The organism is Kribbella sp. NPDC005582 (assembly GCF_040605415.1).
Taxonomy (GTDB): domain Bacteria; phylum Actinomycetota; class Actinomycetes; order Propionibacteriales; family Kribbellaceae; genus Kribbella.
Genome location: NZ_JBEXCU010000004.1, coordinates 390,735 through 409,700, shown reverse-complemented (window position 1 = coordinate 409,700; position 18,966 = coordinate 390,735). Strand labels below are relative to the sequence as shown.

General features: G+C 67.8%; 21 protein-coding genes. 6 read left to right on the top strand and 15 right to left on the bottom strand.

Annotated features, from left to right (window positions below; translation table 11 throughout):
• Nucleotides 1-3: 3 nt before the first annotated feature.
• Entirely contained in the window at nucleotides 4-444 is a 441-nt protein-coding gene (locus ABZS29_RS25130; RefSeq protein ID WP_355465098.1) for a hypothetical protein, read from the bottom strand.
• A gap of 68 nt (nucleotides 445-512) precedes the next feature.
• Entirely contained in the window at nucleotides 513-1,052 is a 540-nt protein-coding gene (locus tag ABZS29_RS25125) for a hypothetical protein (protein ID WP_355465096.1), read from the bottom strand.
• Between the two features lie 609 nt (nucleotides 1,053-1,661).
• On the opposite strand from ABZS29_RS25125, the gene ABZS29_RS25120 reads away from it, so the two are divergent.
• Nucleotides 1,662-1,916 carry a hypothetical protein gene (locus tag ABZS29_RS25120; protein ID WP_355465094.1) on the top strand — a complete coding sequence of 85 codons (255 nt, stop codon included), beginning with the start codon at nucleotides 1,662-1,664 and terminating at the stop codon, nucleotides 1,914-1,916.
• A gap of 389 nt (nucleotides 1,917-2,305) precedes the next feature.
• On the top strand, nucleotides 2,306-3,145 hold the full coding sequence (locus tag ABZS29_RS25115; protein WP_355465092.1) for an isoprenyl transferase: 840 nt from the start codon (nucleotides 2,306-2,308) through the stop codon (nucleotides 3,143-3,145).
• Between the two features lie 45 nt (nucleotides 3,146-3,190).
• Here ABZS29_RS25115 and ABZS29_RS25110 read toward each other — a convergent pair whose 3' ends face one another.
• Genes ABZS29_RS25110 through ABZS29_RS25095 form a run of 4 tightly spaced genes read right to left on the bottom strand, consistent with a single transcriptional unit; the run spans nucleotide 3,191 to nucleotide 6,892 of the window.
• Nucleotides 3,191-3,880, bottom strand: a complete 690-nt coding sequence (locus ABZS29_RS25110; RefSeq protein ID WP_355465090.1) for a response regulator transcription factor — start codon at nucleotides 3,878-3,880, stop codon at nucleotides 3,191-3,193.
• Complete coding sequence (locus tag ABZS29_RS25105) at nucleotides 3,877-5,196, bottom strand: sensor histidine kinase (protein ID WP_355465088.1); 1,320 nt, start codon at nucleotides 5,194-5,196, stop codon at nucleotides 3,877-3,879. Before ABZS29_RS25105 ends, ABZS29_RS25110 begins: the two co-directional genes overlap by 4 nt.
• The gene (locus tag ABZS29_RS25100; RefSeq protein ID WP_355465086.1) at nucleotides 5,196-6,011 is read right to left on the bottom strand and encodes an ABC transporter permease; all 816 of its coding nucleotides are present in this window, start codon (nucleotides 6,009-6,011) and stop codon (nucleotides 5,196-5,198) included. The genes ABZS29_RS25105 and ABZS29_RS25100 overlap by 1 nt, the downstream gene beginning before the upstream one ends.
• Complete coding sequence (locus ABZS29_RS25095) at nucleotides 6,008-6,892, bottom strand: ABC transporter ATP-binding protein (RefSeq protein ID WP_355465084.1); 885 nt, start codon at nucleotides 6,890-6,892, stop codon at nucleotides 6,008-6,010. The genes ABZS29_RS25100 and ABZS29_RS25095 overlap by 4 nt, the downstream gene beginning before the upstream one ends.
• Before the next feature lie 244 nt (nucleotides 6,893-7,136).
• Between ABZS29_RS25095 and ABZS29_RS25090 the strand changes: the two genes are divergently transcribed.
• On the top strand, nucleotides 7,137-8,231 hold the full coding sequence (locus tag ABZS29_RS25090; protein WP_355465082.1) for an S-(hydroxymethyl)mycothiol dehydrogenase: 1,095 nt from the start codon (nucleotides 7,137-7,139) through the stop codon (nucleotides 8,229-8,231).
• Here ABZS29_RS25090 and ABZS29_RS25085 read toward each other — a convergent pair.
• The 7 genes from ABZS29_RS25085 to ABZS29_RS25055 all read right to left on the bottom strand — a co-directional run bounded on the left by ABZS29_RS25085 (nucleotide 8,228) and on the right by ABZS29_RS25055 (nucleotide 13,466).
• Nucleotides 8,228-8,722, bottom strand: coding sequence for a GNAT family N-acetyltransferase (locus ABZS29_RS25085; RefSeq protein WP_355465081.1), 495 nt, complete (start codon nucleotides 8,720-8,722; stop codon nucleotides 8,228-8,230). The two genes, ABZS29_RS25090 and ABZS29_RS25085, sit on opposite strands and share 4 nt — an antisense overlap.
• A gap of 75 nt (nucleotides 8,723-8,797) precedes the next feature.
• Nucleotides 8,798-9,769 (bottom strand): aldo/keto reductase, encoded by a 972-nt coding sequence (locus ABZS29_RS25080; protein WP_355465079.1) that lies wholly within the window; start codon nucleotides 9,767-9,769, stop codon nucleotides 8,798-8,800.
• A complete protein-coding gene (locus tag ABZS29_RS25075; protein ID WP_355465077.1) occupies nucleotides 9,766-10,203 on the bottom strand; it encodes a MerR family transcriptional regulator in 438 nt (145 codons plus the stop codon). The genes ABZS29_RS25080 and ABZS29_RS25075 overlap by 4 nt, the downstream gene beginning before the upstream one ends.
• A 51-nt stretch (nucleotides 10,204-10,254) precedes the next feature.
• Entirely contained in the window at nucleotides 10,255-10,647 is a 393-nt protein-coding gene (locus ABZS29_RS25070) for a Fur family transcriptional regulator (RefSeq protein ID WP_355465075.1), read from the bottom strand.
• A 64-nt stretch (nucleotides 10,648-10,711) separates the two neighbouring features.
• A complete protein-coding gene (locus ABZS29_RS25065) occupies nucleotides 10,712-11,716 on the bottom strand; it encodes a metal ABC transporter permease (RefSeq protein WP_355465073.1) in 1,005 nt (334 codons plus the stop codon).
• Nucleotides 11,713-12,522 carry a metal ABC transporter ATP-binding protein gene (locus ABZS29_RS25060; RefSeq protein ID WP_355465071.1) on the bottom strand — a complete coding sequence of 270 codons (810 nt, stop codon included), beginning with the start codon at nucleotides 12,520-12,522 and terminating at the stop codon, nucleotides 11,713-11,715. Before ABZS29_RS25060 ends, ABZS29_RS25065 begins: the two co-directional genes overlap by 4 nt.
• Nucleotides 12,519-13,466 (bottom strand): metal ABC transporter substrate-binding protein, encoded by a 948-nt coding sequence (locus tag ABZS29_RS25055; RefSeq protein WP_355465069.1) that lies wholly within the window; start codon nucleotides 13,464-13,466, stop codon nucleotides 12,519-12,521. Before ABZS29_RS25055 ends, ABZS29_RS25060 begins: the two co-directional genes overlap by 4 nt.
• Before the next feature lie 53 nt (nucleotides 13,467-13,519).
• Here ABZS29_RS25055 and ABZS29_RS25050 point away from each other — a divergent pair, with 53 nt between their 5' ends.
• Complete coding sequence (locus ABZS29_RS25050; RefSeq protein WP_355465067.1) at nucleotides 13,520-14,806, top strand: YibE/F family protein; 1,287 nt, start codon at nucleotides 13,520-13,522, stop codon at nucleotides 14,804-14,806.
• A gap of 128 nt (nucleotides 14,807-14,934) precedes the next feature.
• Entirely contained in the window at nucleotides 14,935-16,089 is a 1,155-nt protein-coding gene (gene eboE, locus ABZS29_RS25045; RefSeq protein ID WP_355465065.1) for a metabolite traffic protein EboE, read from the top strand.
• Here the strand turns inward: eboE and ABZS29_RS25040 are convergent.
• A complete protein-coding gene (locus tag ABZS29_RS25040; protein ID WP_355465063.1) occupies nucleotides 16,055-17,287 on the bottom strand; it encodes an FAD-dependent monooxygenase in 1,233 nt (410 codons plus the stop codon). The two genes, eboE and ABZS29_RS25040, sit on opposite strands and share 35 nt — an antisense overlap.
• 94 nt (nucleotides 17,288-17,381) lie before the next feature.
• Between ABZS29_RS25040 and ABZS29_RS25035 the strand changes: the two genes are divergently transcribed.
• The gene (locus ABZS29_RS25035; protein WP_355465061.1) at nucleotides 17,382-17,927 is read left to right on the top strand and encodes a helix-turn-helix domain-containing protein; all 546 of its coding nucleotides are present in this window, start codon (nucleotides 17,382-17,384) and stop codon (nucleotides 17,925-17,927) included.
• On the opposite strand, the gene ABZS29_RS25030 is transcribed toward ABZS29_RS25035, so the two are convergent.
• On the bottom strand, nucleotides 17,919-18,914 hold the full coding sequence (locus tag ABZS29_RS25030) for a LacI family DNA-binding transcriptional regulator (protein ID WP_355465059.1): 996 nt from the start codon (nucleotides 18,912-18,914) through the stop codon (nucleotides 17,919-17,921). The genes ABZS29_RS25035 and ABZS29_RS25030 overlap by 9 nt on opposite strands.
• Nucleotides 18,915-18,966 lie beyond the last annotated feature (52 nt).

Sequence of the window (18,966 nt, the reverse complement as noted above, 5' to 3'; positions counted from 1 at the left end):
CGCTTAGTGGCCGCCGTCGACTTCCTGCGGTCCGTCGAAGGGCCAGTACGGGTTACGGAGGGTGTCTTCGATGTGCTCCAGAACCCGAGTCAGGCCTCGGATGGCCGGTGCCTCATCAGCCGGTGCGCGATCGGCGATCTCGAAGATCTGCCGACGGGCCGCAGCCATCAGGGCAGTCCGCTCTTCGGCAGTGCCACCGGCTTCAAAGGCCGCTCGCTCGATCTCCATCGCCTCGACCATCAACGGGCTCGGCGGAGGCGGTGGGACGGCGTACTGCGGCAGCCGCTTGATCAGGTTCCCGGCAACTCGACGGTCGTCATCCGATTCGAGTTGGGGCAGCAACGCACGGAGTTTCTCCTCGGCCGGAGCAACGGCGTCGAGACCTTGACGCTGGATCTGTCGCTTCGCGGTGACGAACGCATTGTTGAACTCGTGAAACTGCATCGCTTCTCCTTGGCGCCGCATGTGCGAGCTACTCAACTCTGCCACTACTGAGGGACCTATAACTCCCTCTAGCTTCCGCAGCCAGCTTTCTGGGGTACCTTCACGCTGCTGTCGTTGGGATCAACCAGAACCGGCACAGCCTCGCCGATGCGCAGCTGGGTTGTGGCTACCTGAGTCTGGTTGATCTCGCCGTCGTCGCCGAGGGTGCTCTCCCAAGTGATGTTCCAGTGGGCGGTGGCTGTCACCGGGTACTTGCAGTCCTTGAGCTTGCTGGAGGTCTTCTTGTAGCGGTGCCCACAGTCGGGGGAGTCCTTGATGCCCATCGACTTCGCATACGGCGTGCCGGCGCCTCTGCAGCGGACGGTCTTGCCGTCGCCCATGGTCCAGTCGATCGCAGTCACCTGCGCCTTAGCAGTGACGGTCAGACCGGGCACGCTGGCCTCGCGTTCGATCGGGCCCCAGGTGTTCTCGCTCTTGGTCACCCACAACCAAACCGGCATGTTGACCAGGCCGACTTGTGTGGCCCCGGGCGCGGATTGGATCAGGGGCGGCGCGAGGTGCATCTCCGCAATCGCCCGGTAAGCCAACGTCAGCGGATCAATGACCACTGTGTCAGGCTCTCCAGGCAACCAGACCCACTCAGTCACCAAGTGCTGGCCCTCGTCGTAGCCCTGCTGCCGCACACAAGCCCAGATGCTGCCGTCTGTGTGGCCTTGCCACCGAGGGTCGGTGAAAGGAGGTGGCGGAGCCTCGCGGTGCATGTAGCACTGGTGACTGTTCGACCAGTTGCCCAGAGGAGAAGTGCAGGCCTGTGGTGCGTTGTGGAACTGGCACGTCGGCTTCTGCTGGGACACTGGCTTCTTGGTTCCGTCGCTCCCATCATCGGAGGGCGGCTTCGGCGGTTGAACATAGGAGCTCAGAACCCACGCACAGTAGTCCGCGGTGAAGCACTTCCAGACGTAGTCCGGACTCGGCCTTGGCGGACGGTCGTCAGCGAACGCATTCTGTTGTGGGGCCAAAACGAGTGCGGCCAGGGCAACGATCACCAATCTGCGGAGCCTGATCAGCATTGGCCCTGCCCTCTGTCCTCCACCAGCCACCACATCTTGGCGCCGCCATTCGAGCCGGGTGCATAAACTAAGCGAGACACAAAGGAATGCCTCTTACCGTTACCGGGTCCGAGCGGGACAGGTTTGCCGTTTTTCTGGAATCGAATGGTGACAGCGCTGCTGTCCAAGCAGCTTTTGAAGCGTACCTCGGGCTGTTCCAGGTCCAGCTTGACCGAGGTGACAGTTGTGTTCGTGATCTTCACGGCGCCCGTCTGGTACCAGCCGTCGTTCTTGAGGTTGATCAAACTCTCCAGCGCGCTGATGATCCACGCTCCACCGTTGCCCGCCTTCTCCAACGTGGTGCGGTTGATCGACGTTGGTGTCGTCGCCGCCTTGTCGACTGCTCCTCTGGCCGCCGTGTAGCGGGCCTTGGCGGCGTCGATGGCGGCCTGCTCCTCGGCTGTCCACGTTGGTGTTGATGGGGCAGCCGTCGGGGTTGAGGTTGGCGGGGCGGTGTTGGGGCGACCGGCTTCGGGGCTGCCTTGGCAGGCGGTTAGCGCTAGTACGGCGCAGAGGGCTGCGGTGGCGGGTCCGAGGGCTGGTCGGCGGGGCATGGGGGCTCCGTTTCTGGGTGAGGTGAGTTAAGGGTGTCATACGGAGGGTGAACGGCGGGGGAGTTATCCACAGGGGGCCGTGGGGGCAGCAGGTGGTTAGGGCTTGGCCGGGGGTGGCGGCGGGGAGGGGAGGCGGCGGGTAGCTGGCGGGTGTGGGGCGTTGTGAGGGTACGGCGGGGAATGGGAGAAGATTCCGGTATGTCGCCATTGGGTCGTCGCCGGGGTCGTGGGTTGGAGCGGGTGGGGGAGAAGGTGGTGGTGGCTCCCGAGAGGCATCCGAGTGGGGCGGTGCCGCCGGTTCTGCCGAGGGAGCTGGTGCCGGAGCATGTGGCGATCGTGATGGACGGGAACGGGCGGTGGGCCAAGCAGCGGGGGCTGGCGCGGACCGAGGGGCACAAGGCGGGCGAGGCGAGTCTGCTGGATGTGATCAAGGGTGGGATCGAGATCGGGGTGAAGCACATCTCGGCGTACGCGTTCTCTACGGAGAACTGGGCGCGGTCGCCGGAGGAGGTGCGGTTCCTGATGGGGTTCAACCGGGACGTGATCCATCGGCGGCGCGACGAGCTGGACGCGATGGGGGTGCGGGTGGTGTGGTCGGGGCGGCGGCCGCGGTTGTGGAAGAGCGTGATCGACGAACTGGAGTACGCGCAGGAGCGGACGAAGGACAACGACACGATCACGCTGCAGTTCTGTGTGAACTACGGCGGTCAGGCGGAGATCGCGGACGCGGCGAAGGCGATCGCCAAAGAGGTTGCCGCGGGCAAGCTCAATCCGGACCGGATCACCGAGAAGACGATCGCGAAGCATCTGTACAACCCGGGCGTTCCGCCGGTGGATCTGTTCGTGCGCTCGTCGGGGGAGCAGCGGACGTCGAACTTCCTGGTGTGGCAGCTCGCGTACGCCGAGATGGTGTTCCTGGACACGCTGTGGCCGGACTTCGACCGGCGCGACCTGTGGCGCGCGATCGAGATCTACGCGCAGCGCGACCGCCGGTACGGCGGCGCCGTACCGAACGAGGTCAGCCAGACCGAGGGTTAGCCGCCGAGAGTTAGCCGGACCCGAGGGGTAGCCGGACCGAGGGGGCTAGCCGGACCGAGGGTTGGGCAGCAGCCCGAGCTCGATGGCGACCGTCACCGCGCGGGTTCGGTCGTCGACGTCGAGTTTCGTGAACAGGCGCTGGAGATGCGTCTTCACGGTCGCTTCGCCGATGTACAGCTCACGCCCGATCTCGGCATTGCTGAGCCCGCGCGCGACCGCTGCCAGCACCTGCAGTTCGCGCGGTGACGGCTGTGCGACCGCGGACTGCGCCGGCGTACGCAGGCGGGACATCAACCGGGCGGCGACCGGTGGCGCGAGGACGGTCTCGCCGCGCGCGGCGGCGCGGATGCCGTCGAGCAGTTCGGCGTGCGGGGTGTCCTTCAGCAGGTAGCCGGTCGCGCCGGCTTCGACCGCGTGCAGGATGTCGGTATCCGTGTCGTACGTCGTCAGCACGAGCACCTTGGTCGCCGGATACCCGGAGGCGATCGCGCCGGTCGCGGTCACGCCGTCGGTGCGCGGCATCCGCAGATCCATCAGTACGACGTCCGGCCGCGTCGACTCGACCAGCGCCAGGGCCTCCGAGCCGTCGCCCGCTTCGCCGACCACGGTGATGTCGTCGGTCACCGAGAGCATGCCGATCAGACCGGATCGAACCACCGGATGGTCGTCGACGACGAGAACCCGGATGCTGGGCGCGGAGCCGGAGGCATGGGGTTGGTGGCCGGGGCTGGTCACGCGGTCTCCTGGGTTGTGGGGATGAGGACTTGGACCGTGGTGCCGCGGCCCGGCGCGCTGTCGACCTGGACCGTACCGCCGGACTCCTCGACGCGACCGCGCATGGCAGCGAGGCCAAAGCCACCAGACGGGCTATCGGGAGCGAAGCCCGAACCGTCGTCACGGATCTCGATCGAGACGCGCCCCGCGGACAAGCCCAACGTGATCAGCACCGAGGTCGCCCGGGCGTGCTTGCGGACATTCGCCAGCGCCTCTTGCGCAGCCCGCAGCAGAACGACCTGCTGGGACTGAGGCAGCTCGACAGCCTCCGACTCGTCCAGATCCAGCAGCACCTGGACGTCCACGCCGGTCTCGGCCGCGAAGCGCTCGCCCTGCCGCCGCAGTACCTCGGACAAAGTTGCTTCCGACAACGCCACCGGGGTGAACGCGGCAACCAACGCACGCGCTTCGGCGAGGTTCTCACGAGCCGTCGCCTCGATCTGCGCCAGCCGCTCCGCCACACCGTCACCGCCCCGTGCCAACTCCGCTGCACCGGTCTGCGACAGCATCACGATGCTCGTCATCCCCTGCGCGAGCGTGTCGTGGATCTCGCGCGCCATCCGCTCCCGCTCAGCCATCACACCGGCACTGTGGTGCGCCTCGGCGAGCTCGTCGCGGGTCGCGCGCAGCTCTTCGATCAGTACGCCGCGTTGCCGGCTCTCCGCGATGACCCGATCGATCCAGATCCCGAACAGCAGACTGACGACCAGGCTGACCAGCATCCACGGCAGGATCTCCCAGAAGGCGTCCCAGCCCCAGCCGGCGCTCCACAGCTGCGCGGTTCCGCACCCGGTCACCAGCGCCAGGCTGAACCCGATGCCGTCCTTCAGGCTTCCGGACAGCAGCCAGACCTGGGCGGAGGCGATGAACATCATGAAGACCGAGGTCGGGTTCAGTCCGACCAGCACCATCAGGCACCCGATCAGCACGACTCGGTACACGATCGACGGCAGCAGCCGCCGCGACGTCACCGCCGGCCACCCGACGAACTGGTACGTCGCTCCCAGCAGCGCGGTCGCCCCGACCACGATCCAGCGGTGCGGCGTACTCAGCTCCGTGGTGAGTGCGACAGCCAGGGTCATCGCCAGCAGAACCCAAAAGACGATGTTCCATCCGAGCAGGGTCCGGTCCCCGACCACTTGGTCCGCCCGCGGGCTGGTCGCTTCCATGGCGACCATCTTCCTCCACCGCAGGACCCAGACGCGCGAACCGCCCGACGACAACCCGGTACGGCGCTCACCCGCGCGGGCCGGCGCCGTACCGGGGAGCCGTTCCATCAGCCCGCGTCCCGGCGGGTCCAGCGGAACATCCGCTGGGCGAAGACGAGGCCGACGACCAGCCAGACGCTCAACATGATCGCTGCGGTCCCGATGTGCCAGGACCCGCCGGGCTCGTTGACCACGAAGCTGTCCGGCAGGAACACCGACCGCATGCCCTGGGCGAGCCACTTCAGCGGGAAGACCGATGCGATCGACTGCATCCAGCTCGGCAGGCTGCTGTAGACGAAGTAGACGCCGGAGATGAACTGCAGCAGCAGGACGACCGGCGTGACGACGGCAGAGGCCGCCTTTCCGGACCGGGGGACGCCGGAGAACGCGATCCCGAGCACCGAGCCGGACGCCGTCCCGAGCACGAAGATCCACAGGAACCGCAGCCACTTGCCGGGGTCGGTGGGGATGGCGACGTCGAGCAACAGGCCGGCGACCGTCAGCAGCAGGGCGAACTGCAGGATCGACGTGGTCAGGACCAGCCCGATCTTGCCGATGAAGTAGGCCTGCGGCGACATCGGCGTACCGCGCAGCCGCTTCAGGGTGTCCTGGTCGCGCTCGATCGCGATCGAGATCGCCAGCGACTGGAAGCTGGTCAAGAAGATGCCGGAGGCAATCATTCCGGGCGTGAAGTAGGTCGCCGCGGTGACGCCGCCGTCGAAGTTCGAGCCGCTGAAGACCGCGGAGAAGATGGCGAGGAAGATGATCGGGAAGAAGAACGTGAAGATCAGTGCCTCGCGCTCGCGGAAGAACTCCTTCACCTCGAGCTTGGTGCGGGACAGCCCGACCTTCCAGGTCGAGGGCAACACGGTGGCAGTGCTCATCGGACCGCTCCTTCAAGCTCCGCGGCGGCCGCCGTGTGGGCGGTACCGATCAGTTCCAGGTAGATGTCTTCCAGGCTCGGCCGGCGTACCTGCAGCTCCGGTACCTCGCCGCCGTACTGGGCCAGCAGCCGCGTGACCTCGGCGGTCGGGGTGTCGGTGCGGATCTCCCGGAGGCCGTCCGCGGCCAGCCAGGAGACGCGGGCGGTTCGGGCGCCGCGTCCACCGAGCGTGTCCGGGGTCGCGATCTCGAGCATCTTGCCGTCCGCGATCACGCCGACCCGGTCGGCCAGTTCCTCGGCCTCGTCCAGGTAGTGCGTGGTCAGCACGATCGTGGTGCCTTCGGTGCGGAGGTTCTTGATCAAGGTCCAGAACTGGCGGCGCGCCTCTGGGTCGAAGCCGGTGGTCGGCTCGTCGAGGAACAGCAGTTCCGGGTTGCCGATCACGCCGAGGGCGACGTCGAGCCGGCGACGCTGACCGCCGGAGAGCTTCCGGGTCCGCGTCTTCCGCTTCTCCTCCAGGCCGACCGCGGCGATCACCTCCTCGGGATCACGTGGCGACGGGTAGTACCCGGCGAAGTGGTGAACCAGCTCGGCCACCGTCAGCTCGGCCTCGTCTCGCGAGGTCTGCGCCACGATCCCGATCCGCGCCCGCCACTTCCGATCGCCGTGCGCCGGGTCGCTGCCCAGGACGTCGATCTCACCTTCGTCGGCGTGGCGATACCCCTCCAGAATCTCCACGGTCGTCGTCTTGCCGGCCCCGTTCGGCCCCAGCAGCGCGAACACCTCACCGCGGTGGATGTCCAGATCCACGCCGGCCACCGCCACCTTGTCCGGGTAGCGCTTCACCAGCCCCCGCACCCTCACTGCCTCGTCTGTCTGCATGCCTCAACTCTCCCGTCCGCACCGCCTGCCCAGGGAGCGTCACCCGGCGGACCCTCTGTCCCCCGACCGGTGGACACAGCTGTCGGTAAGGACACGTAGTAGTGCTGGATTCGGGGCCCAGGGAGCCTCGTCTGAGCGTGGCGGCCGGCCGCGGAGGTGGACACTACGTGCCCTTAGCGACGCGGAGAATCCGCCACGCCCGCAGGTGCTGACGGGAGTGGGGTCAGGCGGTTAGCGTCGGGGGATGGGACAGACGGTGCGTGGTGTGGTGGCGGCGGCCAAGGGTGCTCCGGTGACGATCGAGGAGATCACCATCCCGGATCCAGGGCCGGGGGAGGCGGTGGTCCAGATCCAGGCCTGCGGGGTCTGTCATACCGACCTGCACTATCGCGAGGGTGGCATTAACGACGAGTTCCCGTTCCTGCTCGGGCATGAGGCGGCCGGGATCGTCGAGAGCGTCGGCGAAGGCGTCACCGACGTGCAGCCCGGTGACTTCGTCGTACTGAACTGGCGGGCGGTTTGCGGTAGCTGTCGCGCCTGCCTGCGCGGCCGCCCGTGGTACTGCTTCAACACGCACAACGCGAAGCAGAAGATGACGCTCAAGGACGGTACCGAGCTGAGTCCCGCGCTCGGCATCGGCGCCTTCGCCGAGAAGACGCTGGTCGCCGCGGGCCAGTGCACCAAGGTGGATCCAGCCGCCAAGGCCGAGGTCGCCGGCCTGCTCGGGTGCGGCGTGATGGCTGGCCTCGGCGCCGCCATCAACACCGGGAACGTCGGCCGCGGTGACACTGTCGCGGTGATCGGCTGCGGCGGCGTCGGTACGGCGGCCGTCGTCGGCGCACGCTTGGCCGGAGCAGCGAAGGTGATCGCGGTCGACATCGACGAGCGCAAACTGGCCACCGCCCAGGAGCTCGGCGCGACCCACGCGATCAACTCCCAGGACCTAGACCACGACGGTGTGGTCGAGGCGATCCAGGAGCTGACCGGCGGGTTCGGCGCCGATGTCGTGATCGACGCGGTCGGCCGCCCCGAGACCTGGAAGCAGGCGTTCTACGGCCGCGACCTGGCCGGCACCGTCGTGCTGGTCGGTGTTCCGACCCCGGACATGCGGCTCGAGATGCCGCTGCTGGACTTCTTCGGGCGCGGCGGTTCGCTCAAGTCCAGCTGGTACGGCGACTGCCTGCCGAGCCGCGATTTCCCCCTGCTGATCGACCTGCACCTGCAGGGCCGGCTGCCGCTCGACCGGTTCGTCTCCGAGACGATCGCACTGGAGGACATCGAAGCCGCCTTCGCCAAGATGCACCACGGCGACGTCCTGCGCTCGGTCGTGCTCTTCTAGACGACGAAAGAGATCCAGGTGTCCGGCGGAGCGTCGGGCCGGCCCTTGATCGGCCGACGCTCCTCCGTCCACGCGTCCCCGGACATCGTCGCGGCGACCCGCCGCCAGAAGCGCACCGCGGTCTCGTTGTTGTCCTGGAACGCGACCTCACACGGTCCAGGGTGATGTGCGAGTACCTCCTGAACCGCCCGCAGCCCCAGACCACCACGCCGTACCGGTCGCACGATGAAGAAGCTGTTCAGCACCCGCACCGGCTGTTGCAGCGCCCGCATCAGGCAGTATCCGATCGGGTGCTCGCCGCTGTGGAAGATGTACCCCGCCCACTCCGGGTCCCCGATCAGCGCCGACTCCAGCCACTCGCTGCGGTAGCTGCCGTCGGGCTTCGGCAGTTGCCCTTGGAACTCCGACAAGTCGTGGCGGAACATCAGGTACAGCCGCTCCATCACCACTCGATCGTCGGCGTCGAACCGCCGTACGGCCAGGTCTGTCATCGGTCTCCTCCGCTCGAAACGCAGAAAAGCCTCCCGCCGGAATCATCCGGTAGAAGGCTTACTGCGTGCAGTCTATCAACCCAAGGGGGCGGTCTTCCCGGCGACCCAGTCCATATCGGGGTAGCGCGTCCCCGCCGGCGTGAGCTCGGACAGCGCGGCGAGATCCTCCTCGCTCAGCTCCACCGACAGCGCGCCGGCGTTCTCCTCCAGGTACTTGCGCCGCTTCGTGCCCGGGATCGGCGCAATATCGTTGCCCTGAGCAAGCACCCAGGCGAGCGCCACCTGTCCTGGCGTCGCGCCAAGCCGGGCGGCGACTGCGCGAACCCGGTCGACCAGCGCGAGGTTGGCGTCCAGGTTCTCGCCGGTGAAGCGCGGCAGCGTACGGCGGAAGTCGTCAGCGGCGAGTTGGTCCGGCAACGCGCCGGTCAGCATGCCCCGGCCGAGCGGCGAGTACGGAACGATGCCGATCCCGAGCTCGCGGCACGTCGGCAGTACAGACTCCTCGATGTCCCGGCTGAACAGCGACCACTCCGACTGCACCGCGGTGATCGGGTGCACGGCATGCGCCCGCCGGATGGTCTCCGCCGAGGCCTCGGACAACCCGACGTACCGGATCTTGCCGGCCTCGACCAGCGACGCCAGCGCGCCGACCGTCTCTTCAATCGGTACGGCGGGATCCGCGCGGTGCTGGTAGTACAGCTCGACGTGGTCGACGCCCAGCCGGGTCAGCGACCGGTCGATCGCGGCGCGCACGTACTCCGGCGAGCCGTTCACCCCACGCGTGGCGGTCCGCGGATCGCCGACGATGCCGAACTTGGTCGCGAGGAACACCTCGTCCCGGCGGTCCTTGATCGCCCGGCCGATCAGCTCCTCGTTGGCCCCGAATCCGTACATGTCGGCGGTGTCGAGGAACGTGATCCCGAGGTCGAGCGCGCGGTGCAAGGTCGCCACCGACTCGACGTCGTCGGGCTCGCCGTACGCGAAACTCATGCCCATACAGCCCAGCCCGAGCCGGCTGACCTCAGCGCCTTCGTTTCCCAATTTCACAAGCTTCTCCCTGATTCAGGTGTGTAGGCGGCGATCTTGTAGTCGGTCACCGCGAGCGCGGACTGCAGATCGTGCAGCCGGCGCAGGATGGTGGCGCGATGCGCCTGCATGATGGCGAGCCGCTCCGGCTCGGTGCCCGGACCCTGTTCCACCAGGTCCAGGTAGTGGCCGATGGCGGCGATCGGCATGTCGGAGGCGCGCAGCCGGGTGACGAACACGATCCGGGTCAGCGCGTGCCGGTCGTAGGACCGGTAGCCGGACTCGTCGCGGTCGACGCTGACGAGTCCGATCCGTTCGTAGTACCGCAGCGTGTGCGCGGTCAGGCCGGTCGCCTCGGCGGCCTCGGCGATCGACAATCGTTCCGGGAGGTCCGAGGGCAGCTCGAGGAGTCCGAGCAGCTGGAGATCGATCGGTGCGACGAGGAGTTCGGCCATGTCCTCGACGGTATGCCTTCGAGTGCGCTCAAAGGCAAGCCGGACTGTGGACTACGCCTGCTGGCAGTCCGCGCAGGTGCCGAAGATCTCGAGCGTGTGGCTGATCTCGGCGTACCCGTGCTCGGCGGCAACCTTGTCGGCCCAGCGCTCGACGGCCGGTCCCTCAACCTCCACAGTGCGCCCGCAGTTGCGGCAGACCAGGTGGTGGTGGTGACCCTTCGAGCACCGCCGGTACGCCGTCTCGCCGTCGGCGGTCCGCAGTACGTCGACCTCGCGGGAATCGGCCAGCGCCTGCAGGGTGCGGTACACGGTGGTCAGCCCGACGGCCTCGCCGGCTGACCGCAGTTGCGCGTGGATCTCCTGGGCAGTCCGGAAGTCGTCGAGCGAGTCGAGCGCCAAAGCGACCGCTGCGCGCTGACGGGTCGAGCGTGTTCCGATGGCCACCGTTCCTCCTGTCCTCACCGGCTTTTCCGCAGCATCGCCGACAATTGTCTCAGAACTCAGCAAATCAGTGCTCATCCCAGTGGTCGCCGTGCGCCGCATGCAAGTGACCGTCGTGGACGTAGTCGACGTGATCGCCGTGGTCGACCTTCTTGTGACCGCACTCCTGGCTGTGTGCGTGCGGGTGCGTCGCGCTGACCACGTGCGGCTCCGGAGCCGGTACGCCGATCTCCGGCTCCTCGTCGTCGAGAGGCGCGACCCGTCCGGCCCGCCGCCGGAGCAGCGTGCCGACGGTCGCGGCGACGACGAAGCCGGCCAGCGCCAGGACGACGATGGTCGCGCCGGGTGCGACGTCCGCGTTGTACGACGTGATGATGCCGGCCAGGCACGCGGTCACGCCGATCGCGCAGGCGGTGACGAACGTACTGCGGAACGATCGAGTGATCTGCTGAGCGGTAGCCACCGGAACGACCATCAGTGCGCTGACCAGCAGCAGGCCGACGGTTCGCATCGCCACCGTCACGGTCACCGCGGCCATCACCGCGATCAGCAGGTTGAGCAGTTGGACGCGCAGCCCGGTGACTCGCGCGAACTCCTCGTCCTGGCAGACCGCGAACAGTTGCGGGCCGAGGCCGATGGCGATGACCAGGACGGTCACGGCCAGCCCGACCACGACGTACAGGTCACTGGGGGAGACGGTGGTGAGCGAGCCGAACAGATAGGTATTCAGTGTGGCGGCGCCTTGACCGGCTAGGCCGATCAGCAACACGCCACCCGCGATTCCGCCATAAAAGAGAAGGGCGAGCGCGACATCGCCGGACGCCTTCCCGCGGGCCCGGACGAACTCGATCGCGGTCGCGCCGATGATCGACACGATGATCGCGGTCAGCACCGGCGCGGTCCCGGTGAGCAGACCGAGCGCGACCCCGGTGATCGCGATGTGCCCGATACCGTCGCCCATCAGCGACAACCGCCGCTGCACCAGGTACGTACCGATCGCCGGCGCGGACAGCCCGGTCAGCAGCCCCGCGATCAACGCGCGCTGCATGAACTCCAGCTGAAACAGGGTCATGAGGTGAGCCAGCCTGAGTCGTCAGAAGGATCGTGGGAATGGTGGACGTGCGCGTGGGTCTGCGAGGCGTGCGGAGGACCGTCGTACACGATGCGGCCGCGGCGCAGAATGATCGAGCGATCGATCAGCGCGTCCATCGGGCCGAGGTCATGGCTGACCATCACCACGGTGGTGCCGCGCTCCACCCGCTCGCGGATCGCGTCCGCGAAGATCTGCTGACTGGCCAGGTCGACCCCGGCGGTCGGCTCGTCGAGGATCAGCAGGTCCGGATCCGAGACCAGAGCGCGCGCGATCAGCACCCGCTGCTGCTGCCCGCCGGACAGCTCGGCGACGGCGTCCTTGCGCCGGTCCGACATGTCCACGACCCGCAGTGCGTCCTCGATCGCCGCCTTGCCGGCTGCGCCCAGCGGCGCGAACAACCGCCGCCGCGACAGCAGCCCCGATGACACCACTTCATACACAGTCGCCGGTACGCCGCCCGCCGCGGTGATCCGCTGCGGCACGTAACCGATCCGCTTCCAGGCCCGGAACCGGGGAACCGGCGTACCGAACAACCGCACCTCGCCGCGGGCCGCGGGAAGCAGCCCGACGACGGTCTTGATCAGGGTGGACTTGCCGGAGCCGTTGGTCCCCAGTACGGCGACCACCTCGCCTTGACGGATCTGCAGATCGACGCCGCGCAGCACCAGACGACCGCCCAGGTCGACCGAGAGATCGGTGACCTGGACGGCCTTCGCGGCGGTGTCTGGTTCCGCGTTCTTGCCTGACCGGGGCGGTGGGGTGGGGTCGTTATTGAACAGTGTCACGCGCAGCTGTTCGCCTTCCGGAGCTCCTGGAGGTTCTCCCGCATCAGGCTCAGGTAGGTCTCGTGGGAGTTGGCGTCCGACAGGCCCTCGATCGGGCTCAGGACGGCGGTCTTGACGCCGACGTCGCGCGCGATCGTCTCGGCCACCTTCGGGCTGACCAGGTCCTCGTAGAAGATCGTGGTGACGTGTTGCGACTTCACGATCTTCTGCACCTCCTCGATGCGGGCCGGGGTCGGCTCGGCGTCCGGGGTGAACCCGGCGATGCCGACCATCGTCAGACCGTACCGCTTCGCGAGGTACGCGAAGGCCTCGTGGCTCGTCACGAACGTCTTCAGTTTGCAGTTCGCCAGACCGGACTTGTACTCGGAGTCGAGTTTGCCGACCTCGTCGAGCAGCGTTTTCGCGCGGGCCTTGTAACCGTCCGCATTGGCGCTGTCGGCCGCGGCCAGCTTGTCGGTGACCGCGGTGACGACAGCGGCGTACCGGACCGGGTCGAGCCAGAAGTGCGGGTCGAGGGCCTCGTCGTCGTGCGCGGCCGGCTTGACCTCGCCCTCCTCGTGCTCCTCGAAGTCCGCTCCGGTGGCCTCGAGTGTCGCGGCCGGCGCGACGTCGAAGCCGGCATCCTTGGCGTTCTGCGCGACGGCCTCGTCGACGGCCGGCTGCAGGCTCTTCTCGTAGACGACCAGCTTCGCGCTCGCGATCTGGCCGACCTGCTTCGGCGTCAGTTCGAGGTCGTGCGGTTCGACGCCGGGCGCGGTCAGTGTGGTGACATTGACCGCGTCACCCCCCACTGTGCGGGCGATGAACTCGAGCGGGTAGAACGAAGCAACGACGTCGAGCTTGCCGCCGGAGCCACCAGCGGCGGGTGACCCTCCGCATCCGGCCAGGGTGACGGCCGCCAGGACGGCGGCACCGGCGACGACAGCGCGAAGACAAGATCTCATGACAATCATTTTCATTTAAGTGGAGATGATTGTCAAAACAGGGAGTTCAACCGATGAACAGCCGACCTGCGGGGCGCCGCCGCGCCGACCGCAAGGGAACCCGTCGCCGCACCCTCGACGTACCCGCCGGGCACGGTCATGGTCACGGTCACGGGCACAGCGGCGATCACGTGGTCGACACCTCGGTGGTGGATCAGGACGCGATCGTGGCCCGCCGGGTCCGGATCGTGGTCGCGGCGGTGCTGGCGCCGCTGATCACGGCCGCGGTGATCGCGATGATCGTGATGTGGCCGGGCGGCGGGGTGTCGGTGGCGTCGTACCAGACCGCCACGGCGCGCGGCGAGGTCACCAAGCTCGCGCCCTGCCCGGACAAACGGGACCAATGTGATCTGGCCTCGATCAAGCTGTCCACCGGCGCGGACAAGGGCAAGGTGGTGCCGGTCCAGGTGCCGCAGGCGGGCAAGGTTCCGATCTCGATCGAGGTCGGTCAGTCGTTGATGCTCGGCGTCCAGACCGACGCGAAGGACATCGCCGATCGCTACCAGTACGTCGATCACGACCGCTCCAAGCCGCTGTTGATCCTGGCGGCGGTCTTCGCGCTGGCCGTGGTCGCGCTGTCGCGCTGGCGTGGTTTCGCCGCGCTGATCGCGCTCGCGGTGACCGCGGTGATGCTGACGCAGTTCATCCTGCCGGCGATCCTCAAGGGCTCGAATCCACTCGTGGTCGCGGTGGTCGGCGGCACGGTGATCATGGCGATAGCGCTGTTCTTGACCCATGGGATCAACGCGGAGAGTTCGATCGCGTTGTCGGGAACCATTGCTGCGCTGGGGATGACCGTCGTACTGGGGTGGTTCTTCACCAAGTTCTGTCAGCTGACCGGTCTCGCATCGGATGGAGCGTCGGCAGCGAAGCAGTTCGCGCCGAATCTCAGTCTGACCGGTCTGCTGGTGGCCGGCATGGTGATCGGCGCGCTCGGCGTACTCGATGATGTGACGGTCACGCAGGCCGCTGCCGTGTGGGAGTTGTCGGCCGCCAATCCGTCCGCGTCGCGCGCCGAGCTGATCAGCGCCGGGCTGCGGATCGGTCGCACTCACGTCGCGTCGGTGGTGAACACGCTGGTTCTCGCGTACGCCGGCGCTGCGTTGCCGGTGCTGATCACGTTCGCGATCCAGGGGTTGCCCGGGCAGTACGTGATCTCGACCGAACTGGTCGCGATGGAGGTGGTCCGGGGTCTTGTCGGCAGCCTCGGAATTATCGCCGCCGTACCGCTGACGACGACGCTCGCGGCCCTCGCGGTCGCCGACCGCAGCCGGGACCTGGTCGCCGCGCCGCAACCGTGACAACAACAACTGACAACAACTGAAAATCAGCCCTTCCCCGGGGGGCCTCAGGCTCCTAGAGTGCAATTAAGTCACGGAGAGTCCGCCAATGACTACCTTCTGTGGCTGATACGGGGTGAGGAGTGCTGATGAGATTTCGCCATCGGGACGGCTCTGTCGTCCACCTGGGGTATTCCGCGACAGTTCTGCCTGCCACCGACCTGGACGAACTGCTCAAGTGGCTGGACGCCTGCGCGGGCGCCGCGCGGGCTGAGCTCGGCGTACCGACGCTGGGAATCGGCCTGTGGCTGGTGAGCCCGCTCGCCGACCGGCTGGCCAACTCACCGGTCGCGCTGCGCAGACTGCAGCGCGCGTTGACGCGGCACCAGCTCGAAGTTGTTTCGCTGAACGGCGTCGCCCACTCGGCGTTCGCCGACAAGGTTGTTGGCTCCAAGGTCTACTGCCCGGACTGGACCGACACCGAACGACTGCGTTACACGGTCGACCTGGTCGACATCCTCGCCGAGTTGTTGCCAGCAGACGCGGAGTACGGCTCAATCTCGACCCTGCCGCTGGCTTGGCGCGAGCCTTGGTCCAAACAGCGCAACGAGGCCACGCGGGTCGCCTTCGACCGGCTGGAATTCCATCTGGATCGGACCGAACGGCGTACGGGTCGGAGGATCCGGATCGCCGTCGAGCCCGAGCCCGGCTGCGTGCTGGAGATGGTCGGCCAAGCCGCCGGCTGGCTGAGCACCTACGTCAGCCCTGACGCCGGCAAGTCCCGCATCGGCCTCGGCCTCGACACCTGTCACCTGGCCGTGCAGTTCGAGGAGCCAGGCCCCGCCTTCGAAACCCTCTGGCGTGCCGGCGTGGACATCGTCAAAGGCCAACTCTCAGTTGCCCCCCAACTCGTCGATCCCTCCGACGGCGCCGGCCGCCAAGCCCTCAACGACCTCAGCGACCCCAAGTACCTCCGCCAGGTCCGCGAGTGGTGCGGCCCCGGCGTCGACGACATCGACCTCGCCTACCAACTCTCCGGCCACGCCTGCTGGCGCATGCACGCCCACATCGCCGCCCACGAACCACCCCCGGCGCCCCTCACCGCCACCACCGCCGTACTCGACGAATGCCTCAACCGTCTCGTCGGCGGCGGCCACCCCCTCACGCACCACCTCGAGTCCGAGACCTACACCTGGTCCCGCCCACCCCGGACCCGCCCCCAACTGGCCAAACGCATAGCCGCCGAACTCACCTGGCTCCGCGACCGCCTTACTGCGCTGGGTTTGCAGGAGATCTTGGACTGAGCAGATCGGCGTAGTCGGGCAAGGGTGCCGAGCCGAGCGCCTTGCCGACGGCGTTCTGCGACCAGATGAACCGTTGGATCGGTGTCGGCAGCTTCGGTACGACGGATGCCGCCCAAGGCAGCAGGCGGAGCGCGGCCGGTCCGCCCGGGATGATCGAACCCATCACCTTCGGGCCGATCGCGCGACTCCGATCGACCATCTGGCGAACCTTCGCCTCGTAGCTGCGCAGACCATCGGGACCGTTCGCGGCCAGTTCCCCGGCCAAGATGTACGCCGTCGCGATGGCGAGGCTGGTGCCGCCACCCACCGCGGGCGCGGGGCAGTAGCCGGCGTCGCCGACCAGGCCGATCCGGCCGCGCTGCCAGGTGTCGAGCGTGATCTGGGCGATCGCGTCGAAGTAGAAGTCGTCGGCGGCCTCCAGGTGTTCGAGCAGCTGCGGTACACGCCAGCCGTAGTCGTCGAACTCCCTTGCCAGCAAGCGCTTCTGCTCGTCCTTGTCGCGGTAGTCGTACGCGAGCTCGGTGTCGGTCCGGAACATGAACGCGGCCCGGGCCTGCCCGGTCTGCCGGACGCCGTACGTTGCCGCGAGCCGGTTGATGGACTGATGGGTGAGCATCTCGGTGCCGAGCCCGAACAGATCGGGTGTCGAGTAGACGGCAAGGTAGCCGCCGAGATGCCGACGGACCGGCTCCTCCGGGCCGAAGGCCAGCCGGCGCACGGTGGAGTGCATGCCGTCCGCGCCGATCACCACGTCGTACCGGCGCGGCGCGCTGTGCTCGAAGGTCACATCGACTCCAGCGCCGTCATCGGCGAGCGCGGTGATCGAGTCGCCGAACAGGTACTCGGAGGTGTGAGCGGTCGCGGCCGACAGGATCCGGGTCAGCTCACCACGGAGGATCTCGACGTGGCGGTCGGACATCCCGGCGTACAGGCGGCCGAGGTCGACGTGCACGGGCCGGGCGCCGGTTCGCTCGATGGTCAGCTTCTCGATCATCGTCCGCGCGTCGACGACCTCCGCCCACAACCCCATCTGCCGGACGACGTCGGTCGCGTGCCCGAACAGGTCGACGGCGTGCCCGCCGAGTCCGTGCCGCAGTGCCGGCGTCCGCTCCACGACGGTCGTCTCCACGCCGTACCGGTCCAGCCAGTAGGCCAGCACCGGCCCGGCCACGCTCGCGCCCGAGATCAGGACCTTCATGGCGTTCCTCCCTTGTTTACTTAACGGAAGGTAAGCAGCCTGATGAGGCGCATGTCAATGGCTTACTTAACGGAAGGTCAGTTATTCTCGGCAGATGCCGAGACTGCGCACGGACGACCCCAAGGCCCGGATCCAGCAGGTCGCGCTCGAGCTGTTCGCCGAGCGGGGCGTCCAGCAGACCAGCCTCCGCGACATCGCCGACCGTCTGGGCGTCACCAAACCCGCCCTCTACTACCATTTCGCGTCCCGCGAAGACCTGCTGAACAGCCTCGTCCAGCCCCTCATCGACGACTTCGACGCCTACGTCACCGCGCAGGAAGCCGCGGCTCCGGTCGGCCCCCAGGACCTGCTCACGTCCTACTTCGACCTCGCGCACCGCAACCGCTGGCTGATCCAGATCCTGCTGCGCGATCTCGCCGTTCTCACCGAGCTGAAACTCGCCAGCCGGATGATGGCCTGGCGTGCCCGCCTCACCGAACTTCTCATCGGCCCCACCCCGACGCTCGACGCCAAGGTCCGCGCCATGGTCGCCCTGGGTGGCCTCTCCGACTCCGCCGTCATGTTCGACGACGAGCCCCTGGAAGTTCTCCGCACCGCCGCCGTCGCGGCCGCCACCGACTGCTTGGGAACCTCAGGCTGATTCGCGGATGACTAGCTCGGTGGGGAGGGTGACGGGGTCGGCGGCGCCGTTGGTGAGGAGGGTGAGAAGGAGCTGGACTGTTTGGACTGCTTGGGCGGTCATGGGGGAGCGGATGGTGGTGAGGGCGGGGGCGGTGTAGAGGGCGGCTTCGATGTCGTCGAAGCCGATGACGGCTACGTCGTCGGGGACTCGGCGGCCGGCTTCGCGCAGCGTGCGGAGGGCGCCGATGGCCATCAGGTCGTTGGCGGCGAAGACCGCGTCGAGGGTGGGGTCGTCGTCGAGGAGCTGGCGCATGGCGTCAGCGCCGGAGATGCGGGTGAAGTCGCCGAGGGCGATGATCGAGCGGCGGCCGGTGTCGTGGAGGGTGTCCCGGTACGCCGCCAGGCGCTCTTGGGCGGCGGTCATGTCGAGGGGGCCGGAGATGGTGGCGATTCGGCGACGATCCTGGTCGAGGAGGTGCCGGACGGCTTGGGTGGCGCCGCCGTGGTTGTCGTTGTCGACCCAGGGCATCAGGCCGGGGGTGGCGAGACGGCCGTGCGAGACGATCGGGAGACCGGTCCGCGACAGTACGGCGGGGAGCGGGTCGGCGCCGTCCATCGAGACCAGGATCGCGCCGTCGACGTGGCCGGCGGCCAGGTACTGCTCGACGCGCAGGCGGCTCTCGTCGGAACCGGCCAGGACGAGTGAGACCTGTTTGCCGGCGCGCTCGAGTTCGCGGCTGGCGGCGCGGACGACCATCGCGAACATCGGGTCGTCGGAGACAAGGCCGGCCGGGGGATCGGAGACGATGATCGCGATCGTGTTGGTCCGCTGGGTGACGAGGTTGCGGGCCGCGCCGTTCGGCACGTAGCCGAGCTCGGCGACCGCGGCCATCACGGTCTCCCGGATCGCGGGCGCGACGGTCGGCTCCCCGTTGATCACGCGGGACACGCTCGACTTCGACACCCCGGCCCGGGCCGCCACCGCATGCAAGGTCGGCCGTCTCATGTCTCCGAGCATCCCATGGTTCCGGAACCTGTCAACTCTTGACACCGTTCCC